The organism is Stenotrophomonas genospecies 3 (assembly GCF_054473855.1).
Genome location: NZ_JBTMUR010000019.1, coordinates 1 through 16,528 on the forward strand (window position 1 = coordinate 1; position 16,528 = coordinate 16,528).

Annotated in this window: 11 protein-coding genes; 6 read left to right on the top strand and 5 right to left on the bottom strand. The window is 65.4% G+C overall.

Annotated elements, in window-relative coordinates:
• Positions 1 to 153: 153 nt before the first annotated feature.
• From ACX9OT_RS19905 to ACX9OT_RS19920, 4 genes are all read right to left on the bottom strand, one after another.
• Positions 154 to 1,749: an alkaline phosphatase D family protein gene (locus ACX9OT_RS19905; protein ID WP_459003351.1), complete on the bottom strand. Its 1,596-nt coding sequence runs from the start codon at positions 1,747 to 1,749 to the stop codon at positions 154 to 156.
• A 10-nt stretch (positions 1,750 to 1,759) separates the two neighbouring features.
• Positions 1,760 to 4,693 (bottom strand): TonB-dependent receptor, encoded by a 2,934-nt coding sequence (locus ACX9OT_RS19910; RefSeq protein ID WP_459003353.1) that lies wholly within the window; start codon positions 4,691 to 4,693, stop codon positions 1,760 to 1,762.
• A 141-nt stretch (positions 4,694 to 4,834) separates the two neighbouring features.
• A complete protein-coding gene (locus tag ACX9OT_RS19915; protein ID WP_459003355.1) occupies positions 4,835 to 5,857 on the bottom strand; it encodes a FecR family protein in 1,023 nt (340 codons plus the stop codon).
• Positions 5,854 to 6,369, bottom strand: a complete 516-nt coding sequence (locus ACX9OT_RS19920) for an RNA polymerase sigma factor (RefSeq protein WP_049400446.1) — start codon at positions 6,367 to 6,369, stop codon at positions 5,854 to 5,856. Before ACX9OT_RS19920 ends, ACX9OT_RS19915 begins: the two co-directional genes overlap by 4 nt.
• A gap of 138 nt (positions 6,370 to 6,507) precedes the next feature.
• On the opposite strand from ACX9OT_RS19920, the gene ACX9OT_RS19925 reads away from it, so the two are divergent.
• Together ACX9OT_RS19925 and aceE are read left to right on the top strand one after the other, a co-directional pair.
• Positions 6,508 to 6,807: a hypothetical protein gene (locus tag ACX9OT_RS19925; RefSeq protein ID WP_032128423.1), complete on the top strand. Its 300-nt coding sequence runs from the start codon at positions 6,508 to 6,510 to the stop codon at positions 6,805 to 6,807.
• 244 nt (positions 6,808 to 7,051) lie between these two features.
• Positions 7,052 to 9,724 (top strand): pyruvate dehydrogenase (acetyl-transferring), homodimeric type, encoded by a 2,673-nt coding sequence (gene aceE / locus ACX9OT_RS19930; RefSeq protein ID WP_459003357.1) that lies wholly within the window; start codon positions 7,052 to 7,054, stop codon positions 9,722 to 9,724.
• A 57-nt stretch (positions 9,725 to 9,781) separates the two neighbouring features.
• Here the strand turns inward: aceE and ACX9OT_RS19935 are convergent, their stop codons facing one another.
• On the bottom strand, positions 9,782 to 10,264 hold the full coding sequence (locus ACX9OT_RS19935) for a LuxR family transcriptional regulator (protein ID WP_459003359.1): 483 nt from the start codon (positions 10,262 to 10,264) through the stop codon (positions 9,782 to 9,784).
• A 60-nt stretch (positions 10,265 to 10,324) separates the two neighbouring features.
• Between ACX9OT_RS19935 and ACX9OT_RS19940 the strand changes: the two genes are divergently transcribed.
• The 4 genes from ACX9OT_RS19940 to ACX9OT_RS19955 all read left to right on the top strand — a co-directional run bounded on the left by ACX9OT_RS19940 (position 10,325) and on the right by ACX9OT_RS19955 (position 16,525).
• Positions 10,325 to 11,683, top strand: coding sequence for an MFS transporter (locus ACX9OT_RS19940; protein ID WP_459003361.1), 1,359 nt, complete (start codon positions 10,325 to 10,327; stop codon positions 11,681 to 11,683).
• Positions 11,680 to 12,837, top strand: a complete 1,158-nt coding sequence (locus ACX9OT_RS19945) for an ROK family protein (protein WP_125895295.1) — start codon at positions 11,680 to 11,682, stop codon at positions 12,835 to 12,837. Before ACX9OT_RS19940 ends, ACX9OT_RS19945 begins: the two co-directional genes overlap by 4 nt.
• A gap of 86 nt (positions 12,838 to 12,923) precedes the next feature.
• Positions 12,924 to 15,419, top strand: a complete 2,496-nt coding sequence (locus ACX9OT_RS19950; RefSeq protein ID WP_201118718.1) for a TonB-dependent receptor — start codon at positions 12,924 to 12,926, stop codon at positions 15,417 to 15,419.
• Positions 15,419 to 16,525 (top strand): YdcF family protein, encoded by a 1,107-nt coding sequence (locus tag ACX9OT_RS19955; RefSeq protein WP_459003364.1) that lies wholly within the window; start codon positions 15,419 to 15,421, stop codon positions 16,523 to 16,525. Before ACX9OT_RS19950 ends, ACX9OT_RS19955 begins: the two co-directional genes overlap by 1 nt.
• Positions 16,526 to 16,528 lie beyond the last annotated feature (3 nt).

Consider the following 16,528-nt stretch of genomic DNA (forward strand, 5'->3'; position numbering starts at 1 on the left):
CATGCTTGACGGTCCCTCCACCCTGGCTCCTACATACCTCGTAGGAGCCGGGAGGAACATACAAGCCATGCTCGACTGCTTTTTCCGGTCAATGATCGAAGAACGATCGAAAAGCAGTCGAGCATGGCTCGACTCTACAGTGGTGCTGGCTGATCAGGCCTCCTGCAACCCCGGCCGGCCGTGTTCCACCGCGTAGCGCTTCCAGCTCTGCACCGTTCCATTCGGCTGCATCACGGTATCCAGCGTCTTCATGTCGCCGATCCAGGCATCACGGGTGACATCGCACAGCACATAGCCACGCTTGTCGGTGGTCGCCCTCAGATAAGGGCTGTGCGCGAGCTGATTCCTGGCGTACGCATCCACGCCCTGGCCGTCGGCCCCCGAAGTGATCGAAGTGGCAAGGAACTCACTGGAGACCACGCCTGAATCACGATGGTCCTGCACCAGGTCGCTGGCGTAATGCCGGTGCGCGTCGCCACACGCCGTCACCACGTTGCCGAAGCCCACCTTCTGGATGTGGTCGAGCAGGCGCCGGCGGCTGTCCAGATAGCCCGACCATTGGTCGTCGGACGACTGCACCACGCCGTCCTTCTCGCGCATGTAGTTGCCCAGTGCCACCTGGTGGGCGATGGTGTGCCAGCGCGGCGCGGCATCGGCCAGGCCGTCGAACAGCCAGCGCTCCTGCGTCGCACCCACAATGCTGCGCTCCGGCGATTCCACCTCCCCGCGCACCGCCATGTTTACCTGCTTGCTGCGGTACTGGCGTGTGTCGAGCAGGTGCAGGTCCATCAGCGTGCCATAGCGTGCGCGCCGGTACATCTGCATGTGGCCATCGCGCGGGAATGCCGAACGGCGCAGTGGCATGTTCTCGTAGTAGGCCTGGAACGCCTGTGCGCGGCGCAGCAGGAACACTTCGCTGGGCGTATCGTCCTGGTCTTCGGCGCCGGCCCAGTTGTTGTCCACTTCATGGTCATCGAAGGTGACGAACCACGGCGCCGACGCATGCGCGGCCTGCAGGTCAGCATCGCTCTTGTACTGGGCGTAGCGGCGACGGTAGTCGTCCAGCGTGTAGGTCTGCGGCCCGACATGATTGCGCAGGTTGGTGAACGGCTGGCCGTTCATTTTCCGCAGGCCCGGCTGGCTTTCGCCTTCATAGATGTAATCACCGTAGTGGAAGACGAAATCCAGCGGTTCCTCGGCAATGCGCCGCCACGCGGTGTAGTGGCCTTCCTCGTAGTGCTGGCAACCGGCCACCGCAAAACGCACGCGATCCACTGCGGCCGTGGCTGCGGGCAGCGTGCGGGTGCAACCGACCGCACTGGCGTGGCCGCCTACGGTGAAGCGGTACCAGTAAGGCCGTGCGGGCGCCAACCCACCCAGCTCCACGTGCACAGCGTGGCCGAGTTCGGGATGCGCCATCGCCGAACCCTGGCGTACCACCTTGCGCATGCCCTCGTCCGCAGCCAGCTGCCATTCGACCACCATCGGCCGGGTCGGCATGCCACCGCCGAACACCAGCGGCTCGGTCGCCAGCCGTGTCCACAGCACCATGCCATCGGCCGAGGGATCACCCGAGGCCACGCCCAGGGTGAACGGTGTACTGGCGAACCGCGGCGATGCCAGCAGGTTGCGCGGGTTCAGCGCGGTGGCATCGGTCTGCGCGGCCAGCGCCCGTGCCGTGCCCATCCAGGCGCCGGCGGCGGACAGACCGGCCAGGGCCAGGAATCGCCTGCGATTGATCGTATCCACGGATGCGCCCTCAGTTGTAGATGATGTGGAAGTAGAAGAAGCGGCCGTAGTCGTCGATCTCGGTACGGAAGCGCCCGTTCGGACCAGTGCTGTAGGTCGGCTGGGTGTTGAACAGGTTCTTGGCCTCGTACTTCAGCGTCACGTGCTTGCTGACCTTGTGGCTGAAGCCCATGTTGAAGGTCATGTACGGGTCGTAGTACGAATCCAGCCACTGGGTATCACCGAAGTCGACCAGCATCCGGCTGCGGTAGGTACCGGACAGGCGCAGCTGTGCGCTCTTCCACGGCATGCGCCAGATCACCGACCCATTGAGCGACCAGTCCGGCTGGTACAGCAGGCGGTCCAGGCGGCGTTCGGTGCCATCACTGATGCGGTAGTTGGTCTGGCCTTCCAGCCGCGTGGCGTTGAAGTACATGTCGAAGCGCTGACGGCCCCACTGCAGGTTGCGGTTGGCCACCGCGAACTCGACACCGCGCAGCCTGGACTCATCGGTGTTCATCGGCTGGGTGACCCGGTAGCGCGTGTCACCCACGTTCTCGAAGGTGGTCAGGGTGTAGATGTCGTCCTTGATCACCTTGTCGAACAGTGCCACCGAGACCAGGCCGTTGTTGCCGTTGAAGTACAGGTCCCACCCCAGGTCGATGTTGGTGGAACGGCGCGGCTGCAGGTTGGCGTTGCCCTGCTTGATGGTGCAGAAGCCCCTGCCCTCCTCGTCATCACCACAGCTGGTGCTGGTGGCCTGGGCGATGTTGCTGGGTGTCGGCCGGCCCAGCGTTCGGCTGGCGGAGAAGCGCAGGCGCTGGTCCTCGCTCAGCTTGAACGTCGCATTCAATGACGGCAGCAGGTTGTTGTAGCCACCGCTCGTATTGCGGAAGGCAGAGGTATACGTAGTGCCGCCATCATCGCTGAATGGGCTGTAGGCATCGAAGCGGGTGTGGTCGTAGCGCAGGCCGCCGATCAGCAGCAGTCGGTCCCAGGCGTAGTGTGCGGACACGTAGGCATTGGTGATGTCCTCCACGTACTTGTAGTCGCTGGTGAAGTTGGCATTTGGATACGCCGCATTGTTGTTGCCCAGTTTAGGCAGCAGTTCCTCGTTCCACTTGCGGTTGTCGATCAGCGGGAAGCCCGGCACGCTGCCCAGCAGCGTCGAACCCGGATACAGGTAATCGTTGAGCGTGGCACTGCTCTTGAAGTAGTCGAAGTCGATGTCCTGCCAGATCTTCAGATGGCGATACTCGGCGCCGGCGGCCAGGCCGAAGCCACGCGCATCGGCGTCGATGTTGTAGCTGAAGTCGGCACGCAGGTTGTCGATGCTCTCCTTGGCGTCGCGCGGCGAGACATAGGCCTGTGCCGGGTTGAGTTTGAACGCCGAGCTGGTCAGCAGGCTGGAATCGGAAACCGCCACTGCGTTCGGGAAGCCGTGGCTGTCGTTCTCGTAGTCGACGAACAGATTGCTTGGGTAGGCGCGCACACCCCAGTAGACCTGATTGTTGTGGAAGGTCTCTTCGGTGTGGCCACCGCGCAGGGTCAGCCGCGAGTGATCACCGATATCCCAGTTGAAGCTGGCGATGGCGCCACGGTTGCTGCGGTCCCAGCGGTCGTGGCGGTTCTTGATGTAGATGCTGTTGATCTGGGTGGTGCCACTGTCTTCGGTCTGGTTGCGGATCGGAAACTTGGCGTTGCCGTACAGATCGGTCTTGTTCATCGTCGAGTTCTCGTAGAACCGGTACGAGTACAGCAGCAACGATGCGTAGAAAGGATCGTCCGATGGCTTCCATTCCAGCTTGGCCGAGCCACCGAAGTTGGTGATGAAGTTGGTGTAGGTGCCGGTGCTGAAGTTGCCCGGCGCACGCAGCCCGTTCCAGCCCTTGGCCTCGTCCGGCCCGGTGGTGCCGTCGGTGAGGTACTTGCCGGCGTCGTTGTAGTAGTAGTTCGACTCCACCCAGCGCTTGACGCTGTTGCGCGAACGCTGCTCATAGCGCGCTACCGCAACAAGGCCGAATTCCTGGTCGGCACCGAACTGGTTGGAGAACACCATCTTGGCGCTCTTGCCGAAATGCCCCAGGGTCTCGTGGTTGCCACCGGCACTGCGCTCGACATTGGTCTCGGCCGTGGAGTAGATACCAGCCACATCGGCGAACACGTACTTGCCGGACCGGTCGAAGGCACTGCGGCTGATGATGTCGATCACGCCGCCGATCGCATCCGGCGCCTGCTCTGCGCTGAAGCTCTTGTAGATGTCGGTGCGGGTGCCGATGTCGCTGGGAATCAGCTGCAGGTTGTTCATGCGCTCACCCGAGCCACTGCCACCCACGCTGGCAATCGCGATGCCGTCGATGGTGGTGTAGTTGAGGTTGGCCTGCACGCCACGCACCGTCACGTAACGGGGCTCACCGGCATCCTCCACGGCACTCAGGCCCGGCGCGGCCATCAGGCTCTCGGCCAGTGTCTCGTCGCCGTAGCTGTCCATCTCGTCGTAGACCACCGAATCCTTGATCACCGGCGAGGTCTTCTTCTGGTCGATCACCTCATGCGCAGCAATCACCTTCACCGTGCCCAGGGTCGGCGCCACCACCGCTTCGGCCTCGCGCGGCTTCGGCGCGGCCGGCTTCGGTTCGTTGTGTGCCGGCGCAGGATCAATGGCGATGACGTTGCCATCCACCACGGTGTAGCCCAGGCCGGTCCCTGCCAGCAGCGCGTCCAGCGCCTGCTTGACGGTGGCACCGCGCGGCACCGCCCCGGCCATGTGCGCTTCACCACTGCCCGAATACAGGAACTGCACGCCGGAACTGCGCGACAACTGCTCCAGCGCGCGCGCCAGCGGCTGCGCCGCGATCGGCGCCGAAACGCGGGCCTCGAGGCCATCGGCAGTGGCCGCAGCCGCCAGCGGCACGCTGCAGGGAGACAGGGCGAGGATGATCGACAGGTAGAGCGTGTTGCGCATCACGGGTCCTTGGAAGAGAGAAGGCAGCAGGTGCCGCTGCGTGACTCGGCAGCGGCTTCTCCCAAGTAAGAGCCCGCATCCACCGAAGTGGAGAACGCGGATTTGATGAATTTTTTCTGACAACGCACGGCCATGTCGACCTCAGCGACTGCCAACCCGCACGGTGTCGCCTTCTCGCCGCACCACGAAGCGCGGATCGCGCTCGAGGAAGGCCTGCAGCGCACCGATGCGATGCGCGTCCAGGCTGCCGGACAACCGCGCCGACGCCGCACCTTCATCCAGCACCCGCACCTGCACCTGGTTGTGGCGGTTGAAGGCGGCGGCCACCTCATCCAGCCGCTCGTCCAGGAAAGAGACCTTGCGTTGCTGCCAGTCCAGCAGCATCGACAACGGCACATCCAACGACTCGACCGCATGGCTGCGCGCGTCGACCTGCACCACCTGGCCTTTACCCAGTTGTGCAAGACGCCGCGCATCCGCACCGTGGCTCCACACTTCCACCTCGCCGGAAACCACACCGATGCGGGTGCCCTGCAGCCGTCGCGACACGTCGAACACCGTGCCGATATCGCGGATCTGCAATCCGTTCACCTGCACCTCGAACGGCCGTCGGTCCTGGGCGATGTCGAACGTGGCCTCGCCCTGCAGCAGCTCCACCCTGCGGCTGAACCCGCCCATGCGCACCCGCAGGCGGCTGTCCGCGTTGAGCCGCACCTGGGTCTGGTCGGGCAGCACCAGGTCGCGAATTTCTCCATGTCCGGCGCTGTAAAGCTGCTCGGTAGGCATCAGCTGCGGAACCAGGCCCACGCCGAGCAGGCCGATACAGGCCGCGGCAGCCGCCACCCACCAACGCGTGCGACGGCTGTGCGGCGCACTGCGCAGCGGGGCCTGTGCGTGTCCGAACAGCGGCACGACCTTGGCAGCGGCCTGCTGTGGCGGCACCGAGGCCTCTTCAGCCAATGCCGATTGCAGCGCCTCACCAACCTGCCGGTGCAGTGCGAGCGCGTGCATATAGGCGCGCACATGCTCCGGCGAGCGCTTCATCCAGTCCAGCAACGCAACCCGCTCGGCTTCGCCCAGCACGCCCTCGCGATTGCGCTGGAACCAATCCATGGCCTCGCTGGCGATCACGTCGTCGGCCGCACCCGATGGATTCCGTTTCATGTGAGCTCCCTGGCGCCCAGCGCCTTCCTGCAGGCGTCCAGCCCCTTGCCGATATGCTTGCGCACCATGTGCACCGAGACCTGCAGCTGCTGGCTGATTGCCGGGCAGTCCAGCCCGTCGCGATAATGCAGCTCCATCACCCGCCGCGTGGTCGCCGGCAGCCGTGCGATGGTGGTGCGGATATCGTTCCAGCGCTGCGCGCGCTCGAATTCGCCTTCGATGTCTTCTTCGCTCTTCAACACTTCGGCCAGGAGGTCGACGTCCTCCAACGGCGGCAGCGACGAACGCGCGCGCGCGTGCTCCCGTGCAAGATTGGCGGCCACGGTGAACAGGTAGGCTTCCGGGTTCTCGACCGCGTCGGCATGCTCACCGGTGCTGCGCAGCAGCCGCAGGTAAACCTCCTGCGCCAGATCCTCGGCATCTTCGCTGGCAGAACCCCGGCGCAGGAAGAAGCCGCGCAGCAGCCGCCGCCGCAGCGCATAGCTCTTCTCCCAGATCCTCACGCTGTTCACGGCCGGCCAACCACCCCAAGGCTGGAAAGCCCCGCAGGGTGACGGCCATCGATGACAGTGGCGTTTCAACTGCCGGCAGGCAGCCGCTAGAATGCCGCCTCTGCAGTTTCCGGCAGCCGGCACAAGGAGTGCCCCGCAATGAACGCCCGCACCGCCATCAACACCCTCAGCAGCCTGCTGTTCCTGCTGCTGGTCGCCCACACCACCGCCTACCAGCAGCAGATGTGGCCGCCCAGCCGTGTCGTCCACGTGCATCCGGTGGTCGTCGCCCTCGCCTACGCGCTGGGCCTGCTCACCCTGCTGCTGTGGATCGGAGGACGCCGCTTGCCGGAACGCTGCCAGCAGCTCTCAGGATGGCTGCCGATCGTGGCCTGGTGCCTGCTGGGGGTTGGTGTGGCGGTCATCCCGATGTTCTTCCCGGGCCTGTCACCGGCCTGATCAGCGGCCGCACCCGGCGCGCCCGCCCATGATACGGCGCGCCGTGCCAACCCTTGCTTGCCAGAGACCCAAGCCGGGCCCGCCTATCGAAGCCGGGTGGCCGGGCCTACGCTTGTCTTCTCGGCGGCCGCCACGGTCGCCCTTCGCGTCACGGCCCCGCCGTTGCGACCCCGCTCCAGTGCTGTGCGCCCTGCCGGTGTTGTCGCCCAGGCAGACGTCCGACCGGCGCCCTCTGGAGACAGCCATGAACCAAGCCCTCATTCCCTTCGATACCGATCCACTGGAAACCCAGGAGTGGCGTGAATCGCTGGAGGCGGTGATGCAGGCCGGCGGCCGGCCGCGCGCGCACTACCTGATCGACCAGCTGAGCGATCTGGACGCCCGGCAGCACGGCGACCTGCATACCCGTGCCTGGACCGCCTACGTCAACACCATCCCGCCCGAGCGCCAGCCGGCCTACCCGGGTGACCTGGCCATCGAGCGCCGCCTGAACGCGATGATCCGCTGGAACGCGATGGTGATGGTGCTGCGTGCCGGCAAGCACTCCAACGTCGGCGGCCACATCGCCACCTACCAGTCGGCGGCTGTGCTGTACGACGTGGGCTTCGATCATTTCTTCCGTGGCCGTACTGACACCTTCGACGGCGACATGATCTACATCCAGGGCCACTCCGCGCCGGGGATCTACGGCCGCGCGTACGTGGAAGGCCGCATCGATCCGGCGCGCATGGACAACTTCCGCCGCGAAGCCGGCCGCGAAGGCCTGTCCTCGTATCCGCACCCGCGATTGATGCCGGAGTTCTGGCAGTTCCCCACCGTGTCGATGGGGCTGGGCCCGCTGACCGCCGCCTACCAGGCGCGCTACATGCGTTACCTGGAATACCGCGGCCTGAAGGAACACCAGGGCCGCAAGGTCTGGGCCTTCCTCGGCGACGGCGAGATGGACCAGCCCGAGTCGCTGGCGGCGATCTCGTTGGCCGGCCGCGAGCGGCTGGACAACATCGTGTTCGTGGTGAACTGCAACCTGCAGCGCCTGGACGGTCCGGTGCGCGGCAACGCCAAGGTCATCCAGGAACTGGAAGGCACCTTCCGCGCGGCCGGCTGGAACGTGATCAAGCTGATCTGGGGCAGCGGCTGGGACGACCTGCTGGCCCGCGACCACAGCGGCCTGCTGCGCCAGCGCATGATGGAATGCGTGGACGGCGACTACCAGACCTTCAAGTCGCAGAACGGTGCCTACGTGCGCGAGCACTTCTTCGGCCGTTACCCCGAACTGCTGGAACTGGTCGCGCACATGAGCGATGACGACATCTGGGCGCTGGCACGTGGTGGCCACGATCCGCAGAAGGTGTACGCCGCCTACCAGCAGGCAGTGAACACCAGCGGCCGGCCCACCGTGATCCTGGCCAAGACGGTCAAGGGTTTCGGCATGGGTGAAGCCGGTGAAGGCCAGAACATCAACCACCAGCTGAAGAAGATGAGCGCCGACGCGGTGCGCGCCTTCCGCGACCGCTTCAACCTGCCGGTCAGCGACGACCAGCTGGAGGACATGCCGTACCTGCGTCCGGAACCGGGCAGCGCCGAAGCCATCTACTTCGCCGAGCGCCGCCGCATCCAGGGCGGGCAACTGCCCGCGCGCCTGGCCAAGGTCGATCCGCTGCCGCTGCCGCCGCTGTCGATCTTCAACACCCAGCTGCAGGGCAGCGGCGATCGCGGACAGTCCACCACTATGGGCTTCGTGCGCATTCTCACCAGCCTGCTGAAGGACCCGGAGCTGGGCAAGCTGGTGATTCCGATCGTGCCCGATGAATCGCGCACCTTCGGCATGGAAGGCCTGTTCCGCCAGATCGGCATCCACTCCTACCTGGGCCAGCTGTATACCCCGCAGGATGCCGGCCAGCTGAGCTATTACAAGGAAGCCAAGGACGGCCAGATCCTGCAGGAAGGCATCAATGAATCCGGCGCGATCTGCTCGTGGATTGCCGCCGGCACCGCCTACAGCAACCACGGCCTGGCGACGATCCCGTTCTACATCTTCTACTCGATGTTCGGCCTGCAGCGCGTCGGTGACCTGGCCTGGGCCGCCGCCGATGCGCGCACCCGTGGATTCCTGCTGGGTGCCACCTCCGGCCGCACCACGCTGATGGGCGAAGGCCTGCAGCATGACGACGGCCACAGCCACGTGCTGTCGTCGGTCATCCCGAGCTGCGTATCCTACGACCCGACCTACAACTACGAGCTGGCGGTGATCATCCACGACGGCCTGCGCCGCATGTACGTCGAGCAGGAAGACATCTACTACTACATCACCGTACTCAACGAGAACTATCCGCAGCCGGCGCTGCCCGAGGGCGCCGAGGCCGGCATCCTGAAGGGCCTGTACCTGCTGCACCCGACGGCCGCCGACAGCGACTCGCAGCCATGCGTGCAGCTGATGGGCAGCGGTTCGATCCTGCGCGAAGTGGAAGCCGCGGCAGAACTGCTGCAGCAGGACTTCGGCATCGCCAGCGATGTGTGGAGCGCGACCAGCCTGACCGAACTGCGCCGCGATGGCCTGGCCGCCGAGCGCTGGAACCTGCTGCATCCGGCCGAGGAGCCCCGCGTGCCCTACCTGCAGCAGTGCCTGCAGGGCCATGAAGGCCCGGTGGTGGTGGCCACCGACTACATGAAGATCGTCGGCGACCAGATCCGTCCCTTCATCAACGACCGCCGCTTCACCGCACTCGGTACCGATGGCTTCGGCCGCTCCGACACGCGTGAGTCGCTGCGCACGTTCTTCGAAGTGGATCGCCACTTCATCGTGCTGGCGGCCTTGAAATCACTGGCCGACGAAGGCCGCATCGAGCGCGCGCGGATGCAGGACGCGATCGACAAGTACGGCATCGACACCGGCAAGCGCGACCCGGCTGCGGTGTAAGGTGCCGGTGCCATGCCCGCGGATTCCCTCCCCGTGGGCATGGCGCAGGCGGCGCCACTACGGCATCCGCTTGAACAGATTGGTCTGCAGGATCGGCGTACCGTCGTGGCCGTAGAACGCCTTGGTCTCGGTCATCGTCGAGCGGTCAGCCGCCACGGTATAGATACGGGTGGAGGCCGGCGTGCCGTGGTCCACCAGCTGCATCACCAGGGTGTTCGGCGCCGGCAGTTTCAAATTGGCCTTGTCCGCGCCATAGGTGCCGGACAGGGCGCCCGGCGTACCATCCAGCGCCAGCGTGCCGTCGGATTTCATGGTCTTGCCATCGTGCAGGACGATGTCCACATGTGAACTCCAACGCCCCGCACCGGCGTCCTTGAACTCCAGCACCACCTGCTTCGGGCGCTGCGCCTCGGGCAGCGCCGAGGTGGCGATATCCAGCGACCAGCGCCCCAACAGCGGTGAAGGAGACGCCTCCACTGCCAGCGCCGGAACGGCAGGAAGTGAAAGCGCAGACAACAACACAGCGGACAACAGCTTCATACGTTGCTCCATTCGGCGAAGAAGGCTCTGCGTGAGGCGTTGTGGGGCGCAGCACGGTCAATGCTGCTCGCCGACGGCGTGTGCTGCAAGCCACTCGCTGAATGGCCGACCTCGCACCATGTCAGACCGCTGTCACACAGGGGTAGTAGAACGATCCCGGTTCTCCGGCCTCCTCCCCCAAAAACAGCGTTGAACGCGCAGCCATCGCTGCGGCAGCTCTATGCCGCCGGCCACTTCGCCCGCACTCTGGTCTGGTCGTTCGTGGACCTGGCACTCGGCTACTACCTGCACGCGCGGCTGGGGCTGTCGGCTGCCCACACCGGCCAACTGCTGGCGATCTCCCTGGCCTACAGCAGCGTGCTCGACCTGCTGCTGGCCGCCGTGTTCACCCGCCTGCACGACCAGCGTCGCCTCGCCTTGCGCCTGCAGTTGATCGGCGGGCTCGGCACCGCCGCCAGCGCCTGCCTGCTGTTCAGTCCGAGCACCGCGACCGAGCCCGCCTTCCTGCCGCTGCTGGCCGCCTCGCTCTTGTTCCGTACCTGCTACGCGGTTTACGACGTGGCCCAGAATGCATTGACTTCGCTGTTGCCCCGCGACGAGAACGAGGCCATGCGCTACGTTTCCGCTCGCGCGGTAGTGGTACCGATCTCCAAGCTTTGCATCGCTGCAGCACTGTTCGGCGTGGTCGGTGCACCTGAATCTGCAGGCAGTGGCAGCGCGTTGCTGATCTGCATGATCATCGGCATCCTGATCGCGGCCGCCGCGCTTCCCCTGGCCTGCGTTTCGACGCCCTCACGGCCCTCCACAGCCAGGATGCCCGGTGCGAGCGCTCCGCCCCTACTGGCGCTGCTGCCGGTTCTGCTGGCCGCGGCGGCGGAGACCGCGTTGGTTGGCCTGGCTGGGCGTCTGTTTCCCTTTGCCGAACATGGGGCAGCACTGACCTTCGCCATGGTCGCGGGCATGGTGGTCGCGCCTTGGCTCCATCTGCGCCTGCGCCCCCCGCTGTCCAGCGAGACAGGCCTGATCGCGCTGATGTCGATGCTGGTCATCGCTGCCGTCTGCGTTTACCAGGCCAAGCCCTCCCTGCCTGTAGCGATTGCGTGTGCCGCTGTCCATGGGGCGGCGGTGGCCAGTGTCGGCCTGGTGCTGTGGCGGCGCACCGCGCTGATCGCTCGTCGCCATGCCGCCCGCAGCGGGCGCGAGGATGACCTTAGCTGTTTTGCACTGCTCACTGGAACCATGAAACTGTCCATTGCCGCCTCCTCATTGCTGCTGGGCCAGCTGCTGCCCGGCATACAGGCCGGTGATCCGGGCACCTCTGCCGTACTGGTCTCGCTGGTTGCCGTCGGCAGTCTGCTGTCGCTGGCCGCATTGGCCTGGCCGGTCGCGCTTCCGCATACCGAGGGCCTGCACCCATGAACCTGGCTCCTACATCGCGGCTGCGCCGCAAACCGCTGATCGCGCTGGATGCCGACCACAAGCGCATCATCTGGCTGTTGCGCACGATGGGCGCTGTTCCCCGCATCACCATTGCCCACCAGCTGGGCATGCACAACGGTGCATTGACCCGCCTGGCGCGTGAACTGTTGATGCTGGAGGTGATCGAGGAACAGGGACAACTGTCCGATGGCCAACGGGGGCGTCCATCGGTGCCACTGGCACTGTCCGGGCGGGGTGGCTATGCCGCCGGTGCCACGGTGCACCCCGGTTGGCTGGAGATCGCGCTGGTCGATTTTGCCGGCCAGGTCATCGCCCGCGATGCAACCGCATTCGACAGCGCAGATCCCTACGACTTCGTGCACGCGGTGGACCAGCGCCTGCGCAGCCTCACCAGCCGCACCGGGCTCATGCGCGCGCGCTTCCTGGGCCTCGGCGTGGCGGTTCCCGGGCCCGTGGTCGAAACCGGTCCGGCACGCCGGCACGCGGTGGACTGGCTGCATGGCTGGCGCGATATCGACAACGACCAGTTCTTCGAAGACTACTTCGGCTTCCCGGTCTGGGTGGAGAACGATGCAACCCTGGCGGCGCTGGCGGAATACTACGACAGCGGACTGATCCGCGACTGCGCGTCGGCGCTGTTGCTGTATGTCGGCCACGGCGTGGGCGGTGGCGTGATCCATCGACGTGATGTGATGCGCGGTGAGTTCGGCAATGCCGGGGATATCGGTCGCCTGTTCCGCATGGACGCACCGCGTCCCTCGGGCATCGACCTGCTGGCCACGTTGCGCGACGCCGGCGCCGGCATTCCTTCACTGTTCGAACTTGAGTCCTGCCTGGAAACCCATGCCGGCATCATCAATGCCTGGGCAGAACGTGCAGGCAACCAGCTGGGCGTGGCGGCCAATACCGGTGTGGCATGGCTCGATCCTGGCGCCGTGATCCTGTCCGGCTCACTGCCAAGGCAGGTACTGGAAGTGTTGGGGCAACACCTGCAGCAACCGGCACGCTGGAGCAGTGCGCTGGACAGTCTGCGCCTGCCACAGGTGCATGTGTCACGGTTGGGAGGATCCGCGGTATCAGTGGGCGCGGCCCTGCTGCCGATCCATCAGCTGGGCGCCGACGCCATCGCTTAATTGTTTATTTCCGCCGAAGTAAACAATTCCGTCATCACCCGGACCTACCGTGCAGCGGTCCCCCTTTCCTGCATGGCCGCCCTCCGATGAACATCAGCCCTCTGGTCCTGGGCATCTCCCTGGCCCTGATCACCCTGCACGGCAGTGCGTCTGCGCAGGACGCCCCTGTCCAGAACAAGGACAGTGCCGACGCTGCAACGCTGGATGCGGTGGTGGTCACCGGTGCGGCACGCACCCAGCGTCGCTTCGATGCGTCCTTCGCGGTCAATTCACTCAGCCGCGAAGACGTGCAGAGACTCGCACCGAAAAGCTACGCCGACCTGCTCGGCTCGGTTCCCGGCATCCATGTCGAGGCCACCGGCGGCGAGGTGCAGAACATCACCCGGCTGCGCGGCATTCCCACCGATCGTGGCTTCATCGCCTTCCAGCAGGATGGCCTGCCGCTCTACCAGGAGCTGGATGGTCACTTCTTCAATTCCGGCGACGGCATGAACCGGTTCGATGTGATGAACCAGCGGGTAGAGATCGTACGTGGTGGCCCGGCGCCGATCTATGCCAGCAGCGGCGGCGCCATCGTCAACAACATCCTGGCCGAGGGCTCGGAAGAGACCCGCGGCAAGGCGCAGCTGACCATCGGCGATACCGGCCTGTACCGCGGCGAGATGTACCAGTCCGGCGCGCTGGGCAAGGACACCTTCTACGCCGTCGGTGGCTTCCTGCGCCAGCACGACGGCTACCGCGACAACGGCTTCCCGAACGACAAAGGCGGCCAGATCCGCGGCAACATCAAGCACTACTTCGACGACACCAGCTGGTTCAAGGTCAGCGGTACCTTCGTTGACGACCACAATACGTTCTATCTGCCGATCCCGGTCGCCGACCCGCGCAATCCCAGCGTCCCGCTGGATCCCTACATCGACTACTTCGACGGCACCCTGAACTCGCCGTCACTGCGCAGCGTCAACCTGAAATACCTCGATGGCGGCGGTGTCCTGCAGGGCATGAACCGCGACCTGGCCGATGGCCGCCACATGCGCTTCGGCAACATCGGCTTCCAATACGAGAACACCGCCACCGACTGGACCCTGTCGCTGAAATCCGGCTACACCAAGGGCCGCAATACCTTCGACGCGCTGTACTCGACCACCAATCCGGTCGACGCACGCAGCTTCGCCAACGGCTATCTGGGCGCGGCCCGTACCGCCTTCGGTGCCGGTGTCGCGCGGATGGGCTACGCGCTGGCCGGCAGCAACGGCGCCACTGCCTACGATCCCTACGCCGACTCCGGCCTGGTGATCTCGGCCCAGTACCGTGCCGCTGATTCGGACTTCTACTCCGGTCAGGCCGATTTCAGTGCGACGCGGCTGTTTGAAACGGCCTGGGGCAGCCACGATCTGAACATCGGCGCGTACACCGCCTTCTTCGGCACCACGTCCTTCAGCCTGTACCAGGACATGCTGATGGAGATGCGCGGCAAGCCACGCCTGCTTGATCTGGTGGCCTACGGTAACGATGGCGCCCCACTGGGCTATGTCACCGACAAGGGCACGCTGCGTTACACCACCACCCTCAATCGCGGCAAGGTCGATGCCCGCATGTTCGCGGTGTATGCCAATGACACCTGGGCACTGACGGACCGCTTGAAGCTTGATGCCGGCATCCGCCATGAGCGCTACCGTTACGAGGGCTATGCCGAGCAGACCGCCCAGGTCGACCTCGGCGACCGCAACACACTGGCCGACAACACCACGCGCCGGTTCACTGGCGTCGTGCAGAACCATCGCCTGAACCCGACCGCCACCAACTGGACGGTCGGTGCCAACTACGATTTCACTGCCACCGTAGGCGCCTATGCCCGCGTGTCGCACATGGAGATCGTTCCCAATTCGTCGGTGGCGCGCTCGATCGACCCCACCATCGTGCAGACCCAGCTGGACCAGTACGAGCTGGGCTTGAAGGCCGGGTTCGGCCGGTCCTATCTCTACCTGACCGCGTTCTACACCAAGTTCGATCCACTCAATGCGTCCTTCGTCGCCTTCAATCCGACGACCGGCCGCAATGACCAGTCGGTGCCCTTCATCGGCACCGCCGTCTCCAAGGGCATCGAGCTGGATGGCCTGTTCCGACCGCTGGACTGGTTCAGCATCGCCGGTTCGATCACGGTCAGCGATCCGCAGTACGACAGCCTGCAGAACGATTCCGGCGCCGATCCGGCCGCGGTCAACGGCAAGCAGATCGTCCGCGAACCCAAGCTCTACGGCAACCTGCGGCCGACTTTCAGTTTCCAGTACGGCCAGGACCAGTTCGAGACCTGGCTGCGCTATGACGTGGTCGGCAAGTCCTATGTCGATCTGTTCAACCAGACCGCGTTGCCTGCCTACCAGACCCTGGGTCTGGGCGTTTCATGGAAGCGCGGCAACTGGGGCGCACAGCTGGTGGGCGACAACCTGACCAATGAAAAGGGGCTCACCGAGGGCAACACCCGCACCGACGCGCTCGCCGGACAGGGTTCGGCCGAGGCAATCTATGGGCGGCCGCTGTTCGGCCGCAACGTCCGCCTGATGGTCAGCAGGAGCTGGTGATGCACCGACGATTGAGCTTGTCCCTCGCCCTGCTGGCCACGGCTGTGCTGCCGCTTGCAGCGGCCGCCGACGACCGTGACAGCGCGGCACTGGCCGGGCGCTTGTTTCCAACCCTGGTGCAGCTGAAGCACGACGCACTGCCCGCCCCTGCGCGCGCCCTCATGGTCGAACGCACGCAGCGCATGACTGGCTGCCGGACGGCGGCCTGCACACTCGAGGCAGCGCGCTGGACGCCGGCGCAGGCCGATCTGCTGGCCACCACGATTCCGGCGCGCGCCGATGCCATCGAAAGAGAGCTGGCGGGACTCAACAACATTCTCTCCGTCTATGGCCAGGGCCAGCCGCCCCGCTACGACGCCATCGACGGCCCGGTCGGCGCGGCAGGCAGCACGCGACTGGCCGGCGATGTTGCCATTGCCATGCAGATGAGCGAAGTGGACGCCGGCGCGGCCTACACCGCATTCGATCGCAGCATCGCGGTGGCGGTGGGCCTGCTTGATGCCAATGACCGCCTCGATGCGATCCGCTTCGAGCCCATCAACGCGGGAATGAACGCCGCGCCATTCGCGCGCGCGCGGCAGTTCGATTGGAATGCGCATCCATACACATCGATCATCGTGCTGGGCCAGGGCCCAGACGAACTGACCACCCCGCTCAGCGCCGGCAGCAAGCTGCGCCTGAAGGCGGCTGCGCAGCGCTACGACGCAGGTGATGCGCCCTTCATCATCGTTTCCGGCGGCGCCGTGCATCCGCGCGGCACCCGCAGCGTCGAAGCGGTGCAGATGCGCGAAGCGCTGATCGCGCGCTTCGGCATTCCCGCAGAGGCGATCATCATCGAGCCGTATGCCCGACACACCACCACCAACCTGCGCAACGCAGCGCGATTGCTGGCGGCCCTGCCGGCACCGCCACGACAACCGGCACTGGTGGTCAGCAGCCCATCGCATATCGATTCGGTCGCCAGCAGCGGCTTCAGCGAGCGCAACCGCCGTGAGCTGGGCTACGTTCCCGGCAAGGTCGGTTCACGCATTTCACCGTACGCGATCACCTTCGTGCCAGCGCCCGAATCACTTCGCATCGACCCGATGGATCCACTGGATCCCTGAACC

What these genes read in the sequence shown, in the direction of transcription:
- ACX9OT_RS19955 (WP_459003364.1), top strand. Translation starts at nt 15,419, where the DNA reads ATGCACCGACGATTGAGCTTGTCCCTCGCCCTGCTGGCCACGGCTGTG.
- ACX9OT_RS19925 (WP_032128423.1), top strand. Translation starts at nt 6,508, where the DNA reads ATGAACGCCCGCACCGCCATCAACACCCTCAGCAGCCTGCTGTTCCTG.
- aceE (WP_459003357.1), top strand. Translation starts at nt 7,052, where the DNA reads ATGAACCAAGCCCTCATTCCCTTCGATACCGATCCACTGGAAACCCAG.
- ACX9OT_RS19950 (WP_201118718.1), top strand. Translation starts at nt 12,924, where the DNA reads ATGAACATCAGCCCTCTGGTCCTGGGCATCTCCCTGGCCCTGATCACC.
- ACX9OT_RS19910 (WP_459003353.1), bottom strand. Translation starts at nt 4,693, where the DNA reads ATGCGCAACACGCTCTACCTGTCGATCATCCTCGCCCTGTCTCCCTGC.
- ACX9OT_RS19935 (WP_459003359.1), bottom strand. Translation starts at nt 10,264, where the DNA reads ATGAAGCTGTTGTCCGCTGTGTTGTTGTCTGCGCTTTCACTTCCTGCC.
- ACX9OT_RS19940 (WP_459003361.1), top strand. Translation starts at nt 10,325, where the DNA reads ATGCTGCTCGCCGACGGCGTGTGCTGCAAGCCACTCGCTGAATGGCCG.
- ACX9OT_RS19945 (WP_125895295.1), top strand. Translation starts at nt 11,680, where the DNA reads ATGAACCTGGCTCCTACATCGCGGCTGCGCCGCAAACCGCTGATCGCG.
- ACX9OT_RS19915 (WP_459003355.1), bottom strand. Translation starts at nt 5,857, where the DNA reads ATGAAACGGAATCCATCGGGTGCGGCCGACGACGTGATCGCCAGCGAG.